The sequence below is a fragment of the Pedobacter hiemivivus genome (genome assembly GCF_004331685.1).
Lineage (GTDB): Bacteria > Bacteroidota > Bacteroidia > Sphingobacteriales > Sphingobacteriaceae > Pedobacter > Pedobacter hiemivivus.
Window position 1 is genome coordinate 1 of sequence record NZ_SJSM01000025.1, and the last position, 18,467, is coordinate 18,467.

Below are 18,467 nucleotides of genomic sequence, written 5' to 3' on the forward strand. Positions count from 1 at the left end.
ACTGCTCGCATTCATAGTTTTAAATTATAATTTTGTAGCAAGACCTAACAGTTTTGCCCCATCGGTCCAAGTCCTTAATAATGGGTATTACCCTAATTGTTATATGGCCACTAAGGGAAAACACGGCAGCGGATTTCATCATGCCATAGGTATAAAAACCTTGACGACCGGTTAATTCGCCGCTGCCGTGGTTAGGCATTCTTCCTGCAAAATTCTGTATATCTGAAGAATTAAACATAACACTTAATAACAATTGTTTTTTAGGTTCAAGACCATTGGTCAAATCTAAAGGACGACCGCTTAAATGACGAAGTGCATAAAGGATATGATACAAAAAGCTGAACATAAGAATATGATCATAATTGTAGGTGGCGGCCTGGCTGGACTGGCATGTGCGCTCCACTTACGAAAAGCAGGTTTTGAGGTTACTTTAATCGAAAAAACTAAATACCCGCACCATAAAGTTTGTGGCGAATACATTTCTAACGAAGTCCTGCCCTATTTACAATGGCTGGATGTAGATCCCTTGTCGCTGGAGCCAGCCCTCATAAAAAAACTGGTGGTCTCCTCAAATACTGGTAAAACCATTGCCTGTGATTTGCCCCTTGGCGGTTTCGGATTAAGCAGGTATGAACTGGACAATTTGCTATACCAAAAGGCGCTGCAAAATGGCTGTAACTTAATTACAGATAGGGTGACCGACATCACTTTTAAAGACAACGAGTTTGAAGTAAGTACCGATACACACGGCATACTAAAAAGCCATATCGTAATTGGCGCCTATGGTAAAAGATCGGCCATAGACCAAAAACTATCTCGTCCCTTTATTTCGAAAAAATCGCCATGGTTGGCTGTAAAGGCGCACTATACTGGTGATTTCCCAGATGATCTGGTTGCGCTTCATAATTTCAAAGGTGGCTATTGTGGCGTATCTAAGGTAGAGCACAACCGCATCAACATCTGTTATCTCGCAGATTACAATAGCTTTAAAGCCTATAAAAACATCCGGGATTTTCAGGAAAATGTGCTTTGCAAGAATCCCCATCTTCGTAAAATATTTGACAACAGCACGGCCCTATTTGAGCATCCCCTAACTATAAGCCAGATTTCTTTTGAGAAAAAAGAAGCCCTGCACGATCACATTTTAATGATTGGTGATACAGCTGGTTTAATTCATCCGCTTTGCGGCAACGGAATGGCAATGGCTATTCATAGTGCAAAAATTTGTGCGGAACTCATTATAGCTTACCTAAATAACAAGATCCCCAGCCGAGTTTTGCTGGAGCAAGAATATGTAAAAACCTGGAACAAAAATTTTAAAACAAGATTGCTAATGGGTAGGTTTCTATCTGAAATGATCAGGAAAGAAAAATTATTTGGGCCAATGCAACAGCTATTGGTTAATTTCCCCTCAGCCTTACCCTTAATCGTTAAAATGACTCACGGAAAACCGATCTTATGTTAGTAGATACCAACCGCAGAAGTGATGCCCCTGAATTAATGGATAATTTTTTATTAGAAGGGGATATTTTAAGTAATGCGCTAGATAAAATAGCCAGCATAAACAGGTTGCTGGGTGGCAATAAAGTTACCTTGCAAGGGGTAAAATGTTTGCTTAAATCAAAACCAGTATACAGGTCTGAACTCCGCATTTTGGATGTGGGTTGTGGAAATGGCGACATGCTCAGGACCTTAGCCAGGTATGCAAAAAAAAAGCGCATAAAACTAAAACTGACTGGAATAGATGCGAACTATTTCACCATCAAACATGCGGAACAATTATCAAAAAAACATCCAAATATCAGCTATGTATGCGCAGATATTTTTGAAGAAATTAAACAAGAAAGACTTTACGATGTTATTCTGTGTACATTGACATTGCATCATTTTAAAGATGACGAAATCATCACACTTATGAAAGGCTTAGAAGAGCAGTCGACATTGGGAATTGTGGTAAATGACCTACACAGAAATGCGCTGGCTTATTACTTATTTGTAAGCATTTGCTTTGTTTTTAGGCTCAATCACATGTCTAAGAATGATGGACTGGTATCTATATTAAGGGGTTTTAAAAGACAGGAGTTGCATGATTTGTCTGAACAGTTGCGCTTTAACGATTACATTTTAAAATGGAAGTGGGCATTCCGTTACCAGTGGATAATTAGAACGATATGAGCGTAAAAATTAAGACCGTTTCCAAGCTAGCCCCACAATATTCGAGAAGCACTGCAGAGATACTCCCCTATCTGGATGTCTGGTTGAAAGACCAGGAGCCTAGGTTTATTAAAAAAGTAAAAAAGATATTTGAACAGGCGGCGGTCGACAAAAGGTATTCGATCATGTCGCCGGAAGAAGTGTTTAGACCATCTTCATTTGAAGAAAAGAACAATATTTACATCAAAGAAGGTATTAAACTGGCGACGAGCTGTTTAAAACAAGCTTTAGAAAAAGCCGGATGGCAACCCCAGGATCTGGATTATATCATTACGGTAAGTTGCACGGGGATTATGATTCCTTCACTGGATGCTTACCTGATCAATACGCTAAACCTGCGACAGGATATTGTGCGACTTCCGGTAACTGAGATGGGCTGTGCAGCAGGGATTTCGGGAATGATTTATGCGAAGAACTTTTTAAAAGCCAATCCGGGTAAGCGCGCCGCAGTGATTGCTATTGAATCGCCTACGGCTACTTTTCAGTTGGATGATTTTTCGATGGTCAATATTGTAAGTGCAGCGATTTTTGGAGATGGCGCGGCTTGTGTATTACTCTCCTCAAAGGAAGAAGATGAAGGACCGGAAATTATTGGGGAAGAGATGTACCATTTTTACGATTCCATACCTATGATGGGATTTAACTTGACTAATAAAGGGTTACAAATGGTATTGGATGTGGCAGTGCCCGAAAATATTGAACAGCATTTTCCAGACATCATCCACCCTTTTTTGGAAAAGTATGGATTGAGGATTGAAAACATTGATCATTTGATATTTCATCCCGGTGGAAAAAAAATTATTGATACAGTTGAAGCGTTATTTGGTAAATTAGGCAAAAATATAAACGAGACTAAAAACATTTTAAAAGAATACGGGAATATGTCGAGCGCCACAGTATTGTATGTACTGGACCGGTATATGGAAAGGCCGCTGGGCAGCGGAGAACTGGGCTTAATGCTCAGCTTTGGACCAGGGTTTTCGGCACAACGGATGCTATTGAAATGGTGAGGCTGTGATCGCAACGCAGAACGGGCAGACCCGAGTTCGATCGTCATACTGAGTCGGTCGTCATCCTGAATTTATTTCAGGATCTCGCAAGAGAAAGGAAGCCTTGCAGGTGCGAGGTCCTGAAATAAATTCAGGATGACGGGGTGCATAAAAACAAGAATTAAACATAACAACAATTAAACATAACATGAACAAAGCAGAGATCTTAGCACACTTACCTTACTCGAAACCATTTTTATTTGTAGACGAACTAGAAGAGATCGACGAAAATGGAGCTAAAGGTTCTTATACCTTCGATGCTGGTCTTGATTTTTATAAAGGCCATTTTAAAGACAATCCGGTAACTCCTGGTGTAATCTTAACCGAAACCATGGCACAAATCGGATTGGTATGCCTTGGTATATACCTATCTGGCAGCGCCGAAGGCGGCATGCCCGGCCATGTGATGTTAACATCAACTGCGATCGATTTTATGAAACCTGTATTTCCAGGTGAGAAAGTAACGGTAACTGCTCAAAAGGTCTATTTCCGTTTTAAAAAATTAAATTGTACGGTACAAATGACCAACGCAGCCGGAGAAGTGGTTTGCAAGGGAACAATTGCTGGAATGGTAACCAATAAAATGAATGGCTAAACGTGTTGTCATAACCGGGATGGGTGTTGTAGCACCAAATGGAGTTGGTTTAACTGCATTTACAAATGCTATTAAACAAGGCATCTCGGGTATTAAACACGATCCAGAATTAGAAAGACTTCAGTTTTCTTGCCAGATTGCAGGAAAACCTGAGTTGTCCGATGAGCTGATTGCCAAATACCTGACCGATTTAGAACGCCGAAATTTTAACAGCAGTGGAATTTTATACGGGATTATCGCCGGCATGGACGCTTGGCAGGATGCCAACCTGCCAATCTCCAATGCCGATGAGCCCGACTGGGACAGCGGAACTATATTTGGCACCGGCACATCGGGCATTGAAAAATTTAGAGAAGCCATTTACAAGGTAGATGACCTGCAGGTACGCAAACTGGGCAGCACAGTCGTAGTGCAAACCATGGCCAGCGGCATTAGCGCTTACCTTGGGGGCAAGCTTGGACTGGGCAATCAGGTGAGCAGCAACTCATCAGCCTGCACAACGGGCACAGAAAGCATTTTAATGGCTTATGAGCGCATTAAAACCGGACAAGCGAGCAGAATGCTTGCCGGCAGCACGAGCGACAGTGGGCCTTATATATGGGGCGGCTTTGACGCCATGAAAGTCTGCACCTTTAAACACAACCAGGAACCAGAAAAAGGATCGAGACCAATGAGCGCCAATGCCAGCGGCTTTGTACCTGGCTCCGGCGCCGGAGCCTTGGTTTTAGAGTCATTGGATTCTGCCCTCGCCCGTGGCGCAAAGATCTATGCGGAAATATTGGGGGGTAATATCAATTCGGGCGGACAACGCGGCAGCGGCAGCATGACTGCGCCAAATGCGATTGCGGTGCAGCGCTGTATTCAAACCGCCTTGCATAACGCAGACATCAGGCCCGATGCCGTTGACGCGATAAACGGTCACCTTACCGCGACCAGTAAAGATGCCCTGGAAGTACAAAATTGGGCCATTGCTTTGAATCGTACGCCTGAACACTTCCCATATATCAACAGCTTAAAAGCCATGATTGGACACTGTTTAAGTGCTGCAGGAAGCATAGAATGTATCGCCTCGGTATTGCAGCTGCAACAGGGTTTTATTTTTCCTTCGATCAACTGTGAAGACCTAAATCCAGAAATCGCAGAACTGGTAAATAAAAATAAGGTTACAAATCAAATAATGTATCAAAACATTAATATATTAGCTAAAGCAAGCTTTGGGTTTGGTGATGTCAACGCCTGCATTATCTTTAAAAAGTACGAAAATGGATAAAGAAGAACTCTTAACAAAATTGAAAGAAATTGTTGCTCCTTACACCCATGACAAAGATGCTTTAGCAACCATTAGTCCATCCACAGATTTCATTAAAGACCTTAAAATTAATTCGGCCAATCTGGTGGATGTAATTTTAGACGTAGAAGAAGAATTTGATATTGAAATTGACAACCTGGAGATGGCACGAATGCTAAATGTAGGGGAAACTGTCACAATTATTGAAGATAAACTAAAAGCACTTGATAGGAAATGACATTGTTGATTTAAGCCAGGCTGCAAAAGAAAGCAACTGGAAAAGAACAGGATACCTGGAGAAGCTATTTACTATGGCCGAAAGGTTCCTGATTCACGTTGCCAAAGACCCGGAAGTCATGGTATGGCTACTATGGACCATGAAGGAGTCTGCCTATAAAGCACACGCAAAGGAAACAAAAATAAGAACCTTTGCCCCAACACTCCTCTGCTGTACTAACGTAGTCGTACATCCAACATTGGCGACTGGAAATGTGTTTTATCAAGGAAAAATGTATTATACGCAAAGCACACTATCTGAGGCTTACATTCATACCATTGCAAGTGAAAAAACTAAGGTACTGAGTAGTCTGCAGCTTAAAATAAGCGATTATGACGAATCCGATAGCGCTTACAGAAGCACCAATCCGGCTTCTGTAAGTCACCACGGCAATTACCTCGCACTTATTTACTTGTAAGCTTAATTCATATCGGTCCAGTTCAGCTTATCCTTATCCGGATTTACTCCTATCTAAATACTAACTTAGTGTAGCTGTATAATGTACTATATTTGATTGCGGATATGAACAAGAAAACATTTAAGATTTCAAATAAAATAATATGGCTAAGCTCCTTTTTTCTTGGGGTACTTACCTCCGTTCCTAAAATAGCAGAACAGCATTTTAACCCCTACGAAGCGCTGGTTGATTCGACCGTCACCTTTCTATTTGCCGTGCTGATCTGGTATTACAACATCCTAATGCTTCCGGCCTATTCTTCAAGAGAGGTTGCCCATGGCTTTTCGGTTAAACGACTGCTTAAAGGCCTTTTTTTCGGGATTGGCCTTATGTTTATTTTGGCTTCTATCCAACAATATTTGTTATCCCACCTAAATTTTGGACCTGTAGTGCTGATGTTCGAAGTGCGGGGGATTCTTGTTAACATTACCTTTTATATGTTTCTTCACCTTTTGTATCAGAGTTATCAGAATCAGCAGGTAGGCATAGAACTGGAGCGTACTAAAGCAGATAACCTTGGTGCACAATATGAATTACTTAAACAGCAGGTAAACCCCCATTTCCTGTTTAACAGTTTGAATACTTTAAAATATATGGTGGAAAGCAATGATCCCCATGCCATAGATTTCATTCTAAAACTATCTGATTTTTACCGTTTCACACTCGAAAGCCGCAAGCTGGATCTAATCAAGCTTGCTGAAGAACTAGAGATACTTAATGCTTACGTTTTCCTGTTAAAAGCGCGCTTTGAAGATGGTATTGATCTTTCTATACATATAGAACAGCAACATTATCAATCGCTGATACCACCATTTACACTGCAACTGCTGATAGAAAACTGCATTAAACACAATGTGGTATCCATAGATCGTCCGCTACACATCAACCTATATTCAGAAAAGGATTTCATCATTGTCGAAAATAAACTTCAGGTAAAAAGAACTCCAGAAGCTTCTACAGGCTTGGGGCTGGAAAACATTAATCAGCGGTATCTGCACCTTTCGGGCAAGCAGATCGAAATCCTCAGCACTGAAACATTATTTACCATCAAACTCCCGATCATCCATGAAAATCTTAATCATTGAAGACGAGCTTAAAGCGGCAAAGTCACTTGAAAACCTCATTCTAAAGATAAAACCATCGGCAAAAATCACCGCTCAGCTGCAAAGTATAGAAAGTGCTATTGACTACCTTTCTGAAAACGAAGCTCCTGATCTTATCTTTATGGATATTCAGCTTTCTGATGGGCTATGTTTCGAAATTTTTAAATCAGTAAACATCCAATGTCCTGTTATATTTTGTACTGCGTACGGAGAATATACCATGGATGCCATTAAAGCAAATGGAATTGATTACCTGCTTAAACCTTTTTCAAAAGAAGAACTGCAGAAAGCTTTTGAAAAAGTAGACAACTTCAAAAACTTTTTCCAGCAAAATACACAACCCGATATGGAAGAATTACTGAAAAAGATCGGACAGGATGAAGGGAAAAAAAGCTTTTTAGTATTCAAAAACAACAAATACACCACTGTTAAAACTGAGGATATAGCCTTTTTCTATATCAGAAATGAGGCTCCGACACTCATGACCTTTCAGGAGCAAGAATATACCCTGATGCAATCACTGGATCAATTGCAAAGCATATTATCAACTAAACAATTTTTCAGACTAAACAGACAATATCTCGTTAACTTTAGCGCAATTAAAGAGGTAGAACACTACTTTGACAGGAAACTCTTCGTAAAGCTGGTCATCCCCAGTCCAGATAAACTATTAATTGGAAAAGAGAAGACTACTATCTTTTTGAATTGGCTCGAAAACCGCTAACCCATTAACTTCTATGATCGCATCTGCGAATGCTTTCGGTGCCTCCTGCGGTACATTGTGCCCAATGTCCTCAAGTACGATATGCTTATATGGCCCTACGAATTTTTTAGCATACATCGCACCATTAGCTGCCGCCCCATCGAAATCGCTGCCGATGGTAATACTGGGTACTTTGATCAGCGGGCCTGCAGCAAGTCGTTTTTCGAGTTCATCATATTTTACTTCACCTTCAGCCAAACTTAAGCGCCAGCGATAATTGTGTATTACAATTGCCACATGGTCGGGGTTATCAAATGCGGTGGCACTGCGGTTGTAGGTTGCATCGTCGAAATTCCATTTAGGTGAAGCAATTTGCCAGATGAGCTTATTAAAATCGTGCGTGTTTGCGTTATAACCGGCCTTACCGCGCTCAGTTGAGAAGTAATATTGATACCACCAGCCGAGTTCTGCCTTTGGAGCTAAGGGCTGCAGCGTGGCCACTCTGTTGGTGATGATATAACCACTTACAGCAACCAGCGCTTTGCATCGCTCAGGCCATAATGCGGCTATAATATCAGCAGTACGCGCCCCCCAGTCAAAGCCTCCGAATGTTGCCTTTGAAATTTTGAGTGCATCCATTAAAGCCACAATATCCGAAGCGATGGCGGCTTGCTGTCCGTTACGCGGCGTTTTAGGGGAGAGGAAACGTGTAGTACCAAAACCACGCAAGTAAGGAATAATAACCCTATACCCTGCTTTAACCAGAATGGGTGCCACGTCTTCATAACTGTGGATGTCATAAGGCCAGCCGTGTAGCAAGATAATCACAGGGCCATTAGCTGGGCCGGACTCGGCATACCCCACATTCAATACCCCTGCATTTATTTGCTTAAGGGTCCCTAGCTTAGAATCGATTGTTACAGCCTTTTTGATATCATCATTATCCTGAGCGAAAGCCAATTGGGTCGTCATGAAAAACATTGCGATGATAAAAAAATTCAGTTTCGTTTTCATTGTTTTACAGTTTGAGTTTTTAAAATTATGTACTCAAAAGTAATGGCGTACCTTATACTGTACCATCATTAAATAGGCGAAGCAGGCAATGTCGTTGCCGAACCAGTCATATTTGATAGCGAATTGAAGATGCGTTTCTCTTCGCTTATAATTTGATTAAAATTTTTCTGACCAGGCATTTCAGCTTTTAAATTGCCTGATTCAATCCCCTCTTCGTCCGCTTAACCCATACGCTGATTGTACAGGCTGTACTGTCTCCATACCTTTGTCTCAGAAATCTAAAACAATCATATAATTTAAAATACAATGGAAGCGATTAGACAACAAAAAAAACGAAGCATTAAAGGTATGCTAACTACCGCGGCACTAATTCTGATGACAGCTGCTGGTTTTGCACAGATTAAACCAACAGTTAATAATTCCTCAGATTCCATCCGACCTTTCGAATATCATGCTGATCAAACGCAGCTTGATGATTTAAAACACAGAATCCAAAACACAAAATGGCCCGATAAGGAACTCGTTAGTGATCATACACAAGGAGTACCTCAAGCGACTATACAAGCACTTGCCAAATATTGGGCAAACGAATACGATTGGCGTAAAATAGAAAAGAAAATCAATTCTTACCCCAATTTCATCACTACTATTGATGGGGTGGATATCCACTTCATTCATATAAAATCTAAACATAAAAATGCACTGCCAATCATCATTACTCACGGATGGCCAGGTTCTGTTATTGAGCATCTGAAAATTATTGGTCCACTAACTGATCCTACTGCCTACGGTGGAAAAACCGAAGATGCTTTTGACGTGATTATCCCTTCGATTCCCGGATATGGTTTTTCAGAGAAACCAACTGAACTAGGTTGGAGTCCTGAGCGCATCGGAAAAACATGGGTGACCTTAATGAAGCGTCTTGGTTATCAGAAGTTTGTGGCGCAGGGAGGTGACTGGGGTGCCCTTATCACTGACATGATGGGGGTACAGGCTGCCCCTGAACTGATTGCTATACACACTAATATGGCCGGAGCAGTACCCCTTGAAATAGATGCAGCTGCTTTTACGGGTGCTCCCGAACCAGCTAACCTTTCAACCGATGAAAAGAAAGCTTATGGTCAGCTTGCTTTCTTCTATAAACATGGTCTGGCATACGCACAGGAAATGGGGAACCGCCCACAAACGTTATATGCAATTGAAGATTCACCAATAGGTTTAGCCTCATGGATACTTGATCATGATGCAAGAAGCCTTGAGCTCATCTCACGTGTTTTTGCAGGAAAAGATGAAGGGCTGACAAAAGACGATATTCTTGACAACATCACACTTTATTGGCTAACCAATACTGCGGTATCTTCATCTCGTCTGTATTGGGAAAACAAGCTTGCCTTTTTTGCTCCAAAGAACGTTAAAATCCCGGTTGCAGTGAGCGTCTTTCCCGATGAAATCTATTCGACACCACGTACTTGGGCAGAAAAAGCATACCCTAATCTTCTTTACTTTAATAAATTAGAAAAAGGAGGTCACTTTGCGGCTTGGGAACAGCCTGAGACCTTCAGCAAAGAACTAAGAGCCGCTTTCAAATCAATGCGCAAATAAATTCAGAAATTAGTTTCAATACCTAATCGAAGAAATAAAAATTGCTCCATTCAATGACCAAGTATTGATCATTGAATGGAGCTTAGATGCTCAGTAGCACCAATCCAGCCTAAGCTTAATTCATATCGGTCCAGTTCAGCTTATCCTTCTCCGGATTTAGGGCTCTTTCCTGCAGACTTTTCTTATGTTCCCGCAGACGTTTTTGCTCTGATTCCACAGGACGTTCCGCAATAAGCTCGTCACACCACCTGATCGGATATTGTAAGGCTTTCCCATCATTACAATACATGATAAACTGCGTAACCATCATGTCTTTAAAGCTGCTGCCCGCACGTCCTTTAAGGATGTTAAAAGAATAGATCTGATCTACTTCCTGCCCTACCTTAGTCCAGTCTTTATATTTATGTTCTGCCGGAACCAGGTAACACAACCATTCACTGGCCTTAGGGTAGTCGGTTTTGCGCGCATAGTTCAATATGATCGAGAACTTAGGATCATCAATAGGCGGCTTATGGCCATATAAATAGAAAATTGACTTTTCGCTATATAATTTATTGATCTTTCCATCCACCATACTCTGGCCAAACAACTTGTAGAATTCCAGCCTGTTGTCGAACATATACATCATTTCCCTACTCGCTAAATCTTGATTAAACCTATGAAAAACCTTCCATACATCAGGATCTTTGATCCGCTCCACAGGACCTTCCAAAAACTTTGATACGACCTGGTTCATCTTCTCTGTTTCACTGGCATTATGTAGGGCCTCCAGATATTTCAGTACAAACTTAGCTTCTCTGTTGCCCTCCGCATAGGACTTGCTTAAGGCTACAAAATTGTTTTTAGGATCCAGCCCTTGTTTAAATCTTTGCATCAATTGCTGTCCGTCAACTTTACCCGCCATTCTGTGCATCAACACCCCATTTTGATCCATGATTAGCAATACCGGCTCCCCTTCTACCTTATACAACTTTCTTAAACGGTCTTTTTCCTTGCCCACATTATAATCCACGCTCACAAATCTTTCATTGATGAAATCCGCCACGCTATCTAGTGTGAGTACTTCTTTTTTAATATACAAACAAGGCTTACAAGTGATAGAACCAAAATCAAGGAAGATCAGTTTATTCTTCTCTTTCGCCATTTTCAGTACATCGTCGAAGGCCAGGTTTTCTTTGAGATCTACCCTCCTGTTTTGAGCATAAGTCATGTCGCTCATACTCCATGTTAAAAATAACACAACGCCAATAAGCTGTGACGTTCTAAATAAATGATTGTTCATTTTGTATTAATTTATGTTTTCTGTAAATCTTATGCCGTCCAGGCAAAAATAATTTGGGGTATTCATCACTCCAGCGGTTTTATCCGTCGACTCCAGGTAGAACACGATTTTGTTGACTTTTCCGAGCGATAGCAATGACACAGGCATCCAATCGGTAACCGTAAAACTTCTTTTTAAAGCGTCAGAGCTTCTGTCTGCCAGTAGAAAGTCTACCGTACCCGTCTCCACATTGTTCAAAAAACCTTTTATGGTAATCTTCAGATTGTCTTTTCTCGCTACGCTCATGATGGTAGTACCAGGGGCAAAAGTATTACCGACAGTTGAATTGCCAGGTCCATACATAATTGTTTGATACACCTGTACCGTATTTCCCACTAAAATCTTATCAATCTGTATCGGACGCGACAATTCAACAAAGGCATCATCGCCTTTTGGCCGTACGACCAAAAAATTCCCGCCCGCGTGTGGTGTAAGGGTGTAAACACTAAACCGCGTGGAATCTACCAGATTAGCTGCAGTGACAAAGTTTTTATAGTTCCTGTTGGATATGGCGAAACCGCTCCAATCGTTATTTTCGTGCTTTACATTGAAGGTCGCAATAGCACTTGTAAAACTTTCAGCAGGGATTTTATGCGTAAATCTGCCGATCTTAAAATCTTCAAAAAGTAAGTCAGTTGGTAACAAAATCACATCATCAATCAACTTGCCATCCTTTTTGCAGGAAACAAACGCCATAATTAGGAGCGTATAGAGATATAATATTCTTTTCATAGCTTAATAAATAAGTTGTTCGTAGCCTGTATTCTGACTGATTAATTTATTGAACTTCATTTCTGAAGAAGGGATTGGCCATATAATTCTGTTCATATCGACAACTACAGATGTACTTCTGAATTGCAGTAACAATGGATTTCCGCTTGCATCTTTCAAGCGCAGTGAAGACATCCAATCGGCATCATTCTCCAGGTTTAGTTCATTGAGCATCTCCGTAAAAAGCTTTTTTTCGAAATCTACTTTATCAATAGCTGAAAGTGGCAGCAGATGAGACCGATCTCTGATGAAATTGATAGGTTCCATACTTTGTACCAGGGTAGCACCAGTTTTTTGAAGCAGTTCAGCTTTCATCAGATACAATTCGGTAAGTCTTAAATGATAGGTGGTATATTTATCATTATCGCCCCCTACCTGACGCCCTAACCTGCATAGTTTTTTAGGTGCCCATTTGAGGGTGTTGTTTCCTGTTATTGGTGACTTCACATTTCCCCATCCTTCCGGATGTCTGGGATCTGTTCCAATCACCGCATTTCCTTGTGGCGTAATACCCAGCGTTGCATAATTATAGCCATAAGTGAAATTATAAGCGGCTACAATGTCATCTGTTTTTTCCCGGTAACGGCAAAACAACAACTCCTTAGAATCCCAGCTATTTGTATATAACGCCGTCAGTGATGGCTCCAGTTTAGCCCCCGCAGCTTCGCTTTCGGTAATCGCCTGGTTCACTAATATCAAGGCCGCGGCATAATCACCGGCCCAGCCCCTGTTCAGCAGCAATTTCGCTTTCAATGCTTTCGCCAGCTGTTTAGAAAAACGTTTATTGGAATAAAATGTGGGTGCATTTACAATCGCAAAATCCAGATCTTCAATCAGCTTTTCATAACTGGTTTTTACATCCAGACGCTCCTGGTAAACATTGCTTAAAGTCGACAACTCGCTTTTATAAATGATGCCAAATTTCGAATCGGGCTGATCAAACCATCTTCCAAAAAACCAAAAAGTATAGAGATGAGTAAATGCACGTAATCCATGCGCTTCACCCAATAATTCAGGTTTTACATGGCTATTTTTAAATTGTTCAACGGGCAGATTCCCTATTCCTTCAATAGCAGCATTTGCATTATTCGCTGCAATATAAAATGCTTTCCAAAGGGATTCATTATCACCCGTCGAAGTCATATTAAAAGTATAAGCACCATTGTTATAATTAATGATCCCTAACATTGAGCTAAATCCTCCTGTAAACCTGGCAGTCCAGTCGTTGGTGCTAATGCCAGCATAAGCACCATTAAGTAAACCTTTTGCCGAAGCCTCGTCAGTTACAGCCACTTCCGGCGTAAGTAAGTACTGGGGCTCCTGGGTAATGAATTTTTCGCAGCCGCTTAGGGTAAACATCAAAATCCCTATGTATAAATATCTTTTCATGTTCATCGGTTTGTTTTATTTTAATGAATACCTAACACTTAAATTAAAAGACCTGATGGTAGGGTAAGTTCCAAAATCGGTCCCCATTCCTGTTGCACCACCCGCTAAACGAAAATTTCCCTCCGGATCAATACCGTTATAATTGGTCAGGACAAACACATTAGATACAGATCCGGAGAAGTCCAGGCCTCCCTTAAGGTTCCGTTGAGCCCATTTATCAGGCAGTCTATAATTGATTCTTATCTGGGAAAGTTTCAGGTAATCTGCTTTTGAAAGCCAATAGTCAGAAAATATATTAGAAGAGCCCTGTCCATATGACATTCTTGGCCATTGAGACTGGCGGTTATCAGGCGACCAGCTATCCAGCACATAATCAGGATAGTTTCTCAGATACAATCCATTACCATACCAATTCTGTGAATTGGTAAACCAGTACCTTAAGCTTCCTGTACTATAAGTAAAGTTTAACGTTAAACTCAGATTTCCCTTTCTGAAGTTGGTACCAAAACCACCAAAATAATTAGGCTGCGATGTGCCTAATGGCACCATATCGTCGTTGTTTACAATGCCATCTTTATTCACATCTTCAAACTTCAAATCGCCAGGTCTGATACTACCCAGTCCATTCTGATACCATATCTTTGCTCCGGTTGTTGGATTCATAGAAGACAAGAGGTTATACTCTTCCATCGACTGGTAATAGCGCCCAGTCCATTTAAACCCATACCATTGCCCCATTGGCTGTCCTTCCTGCATCCTGATTGCCAGCGCATTACCAGCATACAGGTCGAGGAATTTATCCACTCCGTTGATTTTTTCAACAGTAGATTTATTGTGCGCAATATTAAAATTAATAGAGAGGCTCATGTCTTTTTTCCTGAAAACATTGTAATCAATAAAAAACTCCATTCCCCGGTTTTGTATAGTTGCTATATTTTGCTTAACGGAAATAAATGCACTACTGGAAGGAATGCTTTTATTGTAAATAATATCGCTGGTCAGCTTATCATAAAAGCCAATGGAACCAGAGAGCTTATTTTTGAAAAAACCATAATCAAAAGCAATCTCTTTGGTCAATGTTTCTTCCCATCTTAAGTCTGCATTCCCCAGCTGGTTAGGTGCAAATCCAGGTTGTTCTTCAAATTGTGCAGCACCATAAAGTGTTCTCCAATCATTATTTCCCAATACCTGGGATCCCGATACACCATATGAACCTCTTAACTTAAGCAGGTTAAACACATCAGCATTCAGGTTTTTCATGAAACCTTCCTTACTCAATATCCAGGCTACTGCAGCCGAAGGGAATAAACCCCATCGTTTGTCAGGCCCAAACCTGGAAGAACCATCAGCCCTGAAAGTAAAAGTAGCCAGGTATTTATCATATAGCTTATAGTTCAATCGGGTAAATGCAGATACCAGCGCTGTTGAATAATTATTAGAGGTTGGCTTTAATGGAGTCGTACCACTGGTTAAATTCGTCATGATATCCTGATCAGGAAAGTTCTGAACGCCTGTGGCAAAAGTTTTAAAGTTCCCACGTTCCATGGAAAAACCACCTAATAAATCCAGGTCATGGATGTTATTAAACAACCTGTTATATTTTACCGTGTTTTCAAATGCCCAGTTACTCGATTCACTTTGTGAGATATTGGCCTGCCCTTTATGGGTAGAGTTAACAGTGCCTTCCCTGGCAAAACGATCAGTAACCGTTAAATTGTAATTGATAGACACACTGGATTTAAACACCAGATTTTTATTTGGTGTGAACTGAATAAAAGAGGAGCCATTTAACCCTCTTCTGGACGACAGATCTCTATTTTTAAGTGCTGTTAGTGGACTTTCTTCATTATATCCCGGATCAAATATTTTTCCATCGGCAGCATACATCGGAAAATCAGGTCTGAAATTCCAGATTTTATCAATCATATTATCTTTATTGTTTAGATCCGAGTTTGAACCATTCACCATCAGCCCGACTAAAAAGTTGTTGGCAATCTTTGAATCCAGATTTATTCTCCCGGAAAAGCCTCTTCTGCTACTTCCTTTTATGATCCCATCCTGTTGGGGTAATCCAACAGAAATGTAATAATTGCTGGCGTCGCTACCCCCTCTTAAAGAGACATCCAATTTTCTTTCTACTGCATTTCTTGTCATTTCCTTCCACCAATTGGTTTGTCCGTCAAAAAATGCGGTAGCTAAAAGCGGAGCAGAAAAATAATCTATTTCTACACCTGGCACAACTTTCGTTTCATCAATGAGGGTTAACATTGCACCAGTTCCTTTTATGCCTGAGCTGGCAAAGAAGTTTCTTGCGGCATCAGTCACCACAACTTTAAACTCATCGCTGTTCAATGTTCTGAAGTTATCCCGCTGTACCTGAATCCCCTGGTTGTAAGACACATCAATCTGTGGCTTTTTAAACTTCTTGCCACTTTTGGTGGTTACAATGATCACCCCATTGGCTGCCCTGGAACCATAAATTGCAGTAGAGGAAGCATCTTTGAGAATGTCGACAGATTCAATATCGTTGATGTTGTAATCGTATAGAAGCTGGCCAATATCATTGTTGTTTACGTTGTATTGTGGTACACCATCAATTACCCAAAGCGGCTGACTATTTCCCGTTAGGGAGGTATTGCCCCTGATCATGACCGAAACACCGGCACCGGGTGCGCCATTGGCGATCATCACATTTACACCGGCAGCCTTGCCTTGAATCATCGATGCAATGTCCGCATGTGGTGGTGCACCCTCTAATTCTGCTTCTGTGACCCTCGTTACAGATCCTGTTAAATCTATCGCCTTTCTACGACCATAACCGATGTTAATTTCTACGGCTTCGAGTTCTGCACTGGATGCTTTTAGGACAATATTGCCTAGGTTTGCTGCAGCTGATATTTCTCTCTTTTCGTAGCCCAGATAGGAGATTAATATTTTTCCTTTTATAGGCAGGTTTACCAGCTTAAAAAATCCCTGACCATCGGTAGTGGTCGTAGACTTACTGTCGACATGGGTTACAGTTGCTCCGGCTATCGGGTTTCCCGTTTCATCTATAACTTTTCCCTGGATCAGGCTTTGCTGACGAAAAGTTGGCCCAGGTTTAATCACTACGATGTTTTTAGTGATGGAATAATCAAGCGCGTTTGCTTTGAGTACTTTATCCAGTACCTCGTTTATACTGGCGTTTTTTATAGAAATATCAAATCTATTGGTATTGTTAATTAATCCTTCAGGATAAAAGAAATCATAACCGTATGTTACTCTAAGATCCTTTAAAATATCATTAAGGCTGCTGCCTTTTTTTATTAAAGAAATAGATTGACTATGTGCATTTACGGTATTAAAAGTTAGTATGAGGCCCATTAAGGACAATAGAATTACCTTCTTAATAGTCATTTCATTGTGGGTTAAATATCAAAATTGGTTTAGTTGGCCGACCGTTCAGATCTATAGGTATGGTCAATTTTTGTATTAGTTCTCCATCAAGATCACCTCCTTTCTTTGTACGTTGATCTTATACTTCATCCTACCGGTAGCGGCCAACATGTCTAATACAGTAATTAAACTTTGCTGCCTGGATACCTGTCCGGAATAATTGAAACCTTTAAAGCTCCCTTCGTAAATGACGTCGATATCATACCATCTTTCTATCTTTTTCATGATGGAAAAGAGGTGTGCTTTTTCGAACACAAAATCACCGTTTTTCCAGGCGACCGCGTTATTTACATCAATGGTATTGACTTGTAGGCCTCCGCCTTTGGCATCCAGATAAGCCTGCTGTCCGGGCACCAGAACGACATCCCCGTTCTTTTTAGCATCCACCATCACGCTTCCAGTTAAGAGGCTGGTCGCAATAAAGCCATCGTTCTCATAATTGGAGATGTTAAATGAAGTGCCCAGAACTTTGACATCGTAACCTTTCATTTTTACTTTGAAAGGTTTGTTGTTAAGGTGTACAACTTCAAAGTAGGCTTCCCCATTGAGGGTTACTGTCCGCTCCTTGGCCGAAGCAAAGCTGGACGGGAATTTTAAGGAAGAAGATGCATTTAGCCAGACTTTTGTGCCGTCGGGCAGGTTGACTTGATATTGTCCGCCTTTAGGCGTTTCAATAGTGTTGAAATTGATTTGAGCCGTTTTATTAGCAATGACGGAAGGAGCCATGGTATAAACCAATTGTCCGTCTTTAGATTTGGTGATGATGATATCCGATTCTTTGGTCAGCTGACCATTTTGAGCATCTGTGAGACTGATTTTTTTTCCATTGGCCAATGTAAGGATGGCTTTATTTCCACCAGGCTGAAAGTCCTTCTGAGCCGTTGAGGTATTGAATCCGGTCTTGTCCCTATGTACTTTTAAATAGATCAACGCGCTAAGAAAGATTAAAATAGCGGCCGCATATTTAATCCATGTAACATCCCATAGTTTTTTAATGGTTTTGGAAGGTTGGAGCTGTAGCCGGAGTTCATGCCATTTGGCATCCGTATTGAAATCATGAATTTCTGTATAGCTTTCGCTTAAGGCCTTAATTTGGCGAAGTTCTGTAAGCAGATCACGTTCTTCTGGACTGAGATCGGTATGATCAACCTGTTGGTCCTGTTCCTGATTAAGTATAGCCAAAACCTTTTCCCATTGGGATTGGTTTTCAAAATAGTTTTTATCCATGTTCAACTATAAGTCGCAAGGA

General features: G+C 41.0%; 16 protein-coding genes. 10 read left to right on the forward strand and 6 right to left on the reverse strand.

The genetic code is table 11. From position 1 onward, the window contains the following. The first annotated feature begins 304 nt into the window (after positions 1 to 304). From EZ444_RS23160 to EZ444_RS23200, 9 genes are all read left to right on the forward strand, one after another. The gene (locus EZ444_RS23160) at positions 305 to 1,465 is read left to right on the forward strand and encodes an NAD(P)/FAD-dependent oxidoreductase (RefSeq protein ID WP_225874826.1); all 1,161 of its coding nucleotides are present in this window, start codon (positions 305 to 307) and stop codon (positions 1,463 to 1,465) included. Then, entirely contained in the window at positions 1,459 to 2,175 is a 717-nt protein-coding gene (locus EZ444_RS23165) for a methyltransferase domain-containing protein (protein WP_131611839.1), read from the forward strand. Before EZ444_RS23160 ends, EZ444_RS23165 begins: the two co-directional genes overlap by 7 nt. Then, positions 2,172 to 3,224: a type III polyketide synthase gene (locus tag EZ444_RS23170; RefSeq protein WP_131611841.1), complete on the forward strand. Its 1,053-nt coding sequence runs from the start codon at positions 2,172 to 2,174 to the stop codon at positions 3,222 to 3,224. Before EZ444_RS23165 ends, EZ444_RS23170 begins: the two co-directional genes overlap by 4 nt. A gap of 187 nt (positions 3,225 to 3,411) precedes the next feature. Beyond that, positions 3,412 to 3,858 (forward strand): 3-hydroxyacyl-ACP dehydratase FabZ family protein, encoded by a 447-nt coding sequence (locus EZ444_RS23175; protein ID WP_131611843.1) that lies wholly within the window; start codon positions 3,412 to 3,414, stop codon positions 3,856 to 3,858. Beyond that, entirely contained in the window at positions 3,851 to 5,128 is a 1,278-nt protein-coding gene (locus EZ444_RS23180) for a beta-ketoacyl-[acyl-carrier-protein] synthase family protein (protein ID WP_131611845.1), read from the forward strand. Before EZ444_RS23175 ends, EZ444_RS23180 begins: the two co-directional genes overlap by 8 nt. Next, positions 5,121 to 5,384: an acyl carrier protein gene (locus tag EZ444_RS23185; RefSeq protein ID WP_131611847.1), complete on the forward strand. Its 264-nt coding sequence runs from the start codon at positions 5,121 to 5,123 to the stop codon at positions 5,382 to 5,384. Before EZ444_RS23180 ends, EZ444_RS23185 begins: the two co-directional genes overlap by 8 nt. Next, positions 5,371 to 5,841: a 4'-phosphopantetheinyl transferase family protein gene (locus tag EZ444_RS23190; protein ID WP_131611849.1), complete on the forward strand. Its 471-nt coding sequence runs from the start codon at positions 5,371 to 5,373 to the stop codon at positions 5,839 to 5,841. The genes EZ444_RS23185 and EZ444_RS23190 overlap by 14 nt, the downstream gene beginning before the upstream one ends. A gap of 104 nt (positions 5,842 to 5,945) precedes the next feature. Next, on the forward strand, positions 5,946 to 6,965 hold the full coding sequence (locus EZ444_RS23195) for a sensor histidine kinase (RefSeq protein WP_131611851.1): 1,020 nt from the start codon (positions 5,946 to 5,948) through the stop codon (positions 6,963 to 6,965). After that, a complete protein-coding gene (locus EZ444_RS23200; protein WP_131611853.1) occupies positions 6,946 to 7,707 on the forward strand; it encodes a LytR/AlgR family response regulator transcription factor in 762 nt (253 codons plus the stop codon). The genes EZ444_RS23195 and EZ444_RS23200 overlap by 20 nt, the downstream gene beginning before the upstream one ends. On the opposite strand, the gene EZ444_RS23205 is transcribed toward EZ444_RS23200, so the two are convergent. Then, positions 7,654 to 8,700: an alpha/beta fold hydrolase gene (locus EZ444_RS23205; RefSeq protein ID WP_131611855.1), complete on the reverse strand. Its 1,047-nt coding sequence runs from the start codon at positions 8,698 to 8,700 to the stop codon at positions 7,654 to 7,656. The two genes, EZ444_RS23200 and EZ444_RS23205, sit on opposite strands and share 54 nt — an antisense overlap. A 306-nt stretch (positions 8,701 to 9,006) precedes the next feature. Here EZ444_RS23205 and EZ444_RS23210 point away from each other — a divergent pair, with 306 nt between their 5' ends. Further along, a complete protein-coding gene (locus EZ444_RS23210; RefSeq protein WP_131611857.1) occupies positions 9,007 to 10,302 on the forward strand; it encodes an epoxide hydrolase family protein in 1,296 nt (431 codons plus the stop codon). Positions 10,303 to 10,417: 115 nt separating this feature from the next. Here EZ444_RS23210 and EZ444_RS23215 read toward each other — a convergent pair whose 3' ends face one another. The 5 genes from EZ444_RS23215 to EZ444_RS23235 all read right to left on the reverse strand — a co-directional run bounded on the left by EZ444_RS23215 (position 10,418) and on the right by EZ444_RS23235 (position 18,445). Continuing rightward, positions 10,418 to 11,584 carry a thioredoxin family protein gene (locus tag EZ444_RS23215; protein WP_131611859.1) on the reverse strand — a complete coding sequence of 389 codons (1,167 nt, stop codon included), beginning with the start codon at positions 11,582 to 11,584 and terminating at the stop codon, positions 10,418 to 10,420. A 6-nt stretch (positions 11,585 to 11,590) separates the two neighbouring features. Then, entirely contained in the window at positions 11,591 to 12,355 is a 765-nt protein-coding gene (locus EZ444_RS23220) for a DUF4465 domain-containing protein (protein ID WP_131611862.1), read from the reverse strand. Positions 12,356 to 12,358: 3 nt separating this feature from the next. Further along, on the reverse strand, positions 12,359 to 13,783 hold the full coding sequence (locus EZ444_RS23225) for a RagB/SusD family nutrient uptake outer membrane protein (RefSeq protein ID WP_165503708.1): 1,425 nt from the start codon (positions 13,781 to 13,783) through the stop codon (positions 12,359 to 12,361). 15 nt (positions 13,784 to 13,798) lie between these two features. Further along, positions 13,799 to 17,179 (reverse strand): SusC/RagA family TonB-linked outer membrane protein, encoded by a 3,381-nt coding sequence (locus EZ444_RS23230; protein WP_131611866.1) that lies wholly within the window; start codon positions 17,177 to 17,179, stop codon positions 13,799 to 13,801. A gap of 75 nt (positions 17,180 to 17,254) precedes the next feature. After that, positions 17,255 to 18,445: a FecR family protein gene (locus EZ444_RS23235; RefSeq protein ID WP_131611868.1), complete on the reverse strand. Its 1,191-nt coding sequence runs from the start codon at positions 18,443 to 18,445 to the stop codon at positions 17,255 to 17,257. Positions 18,446 to 18,467 lie beyond the last annotated feature (22 nt).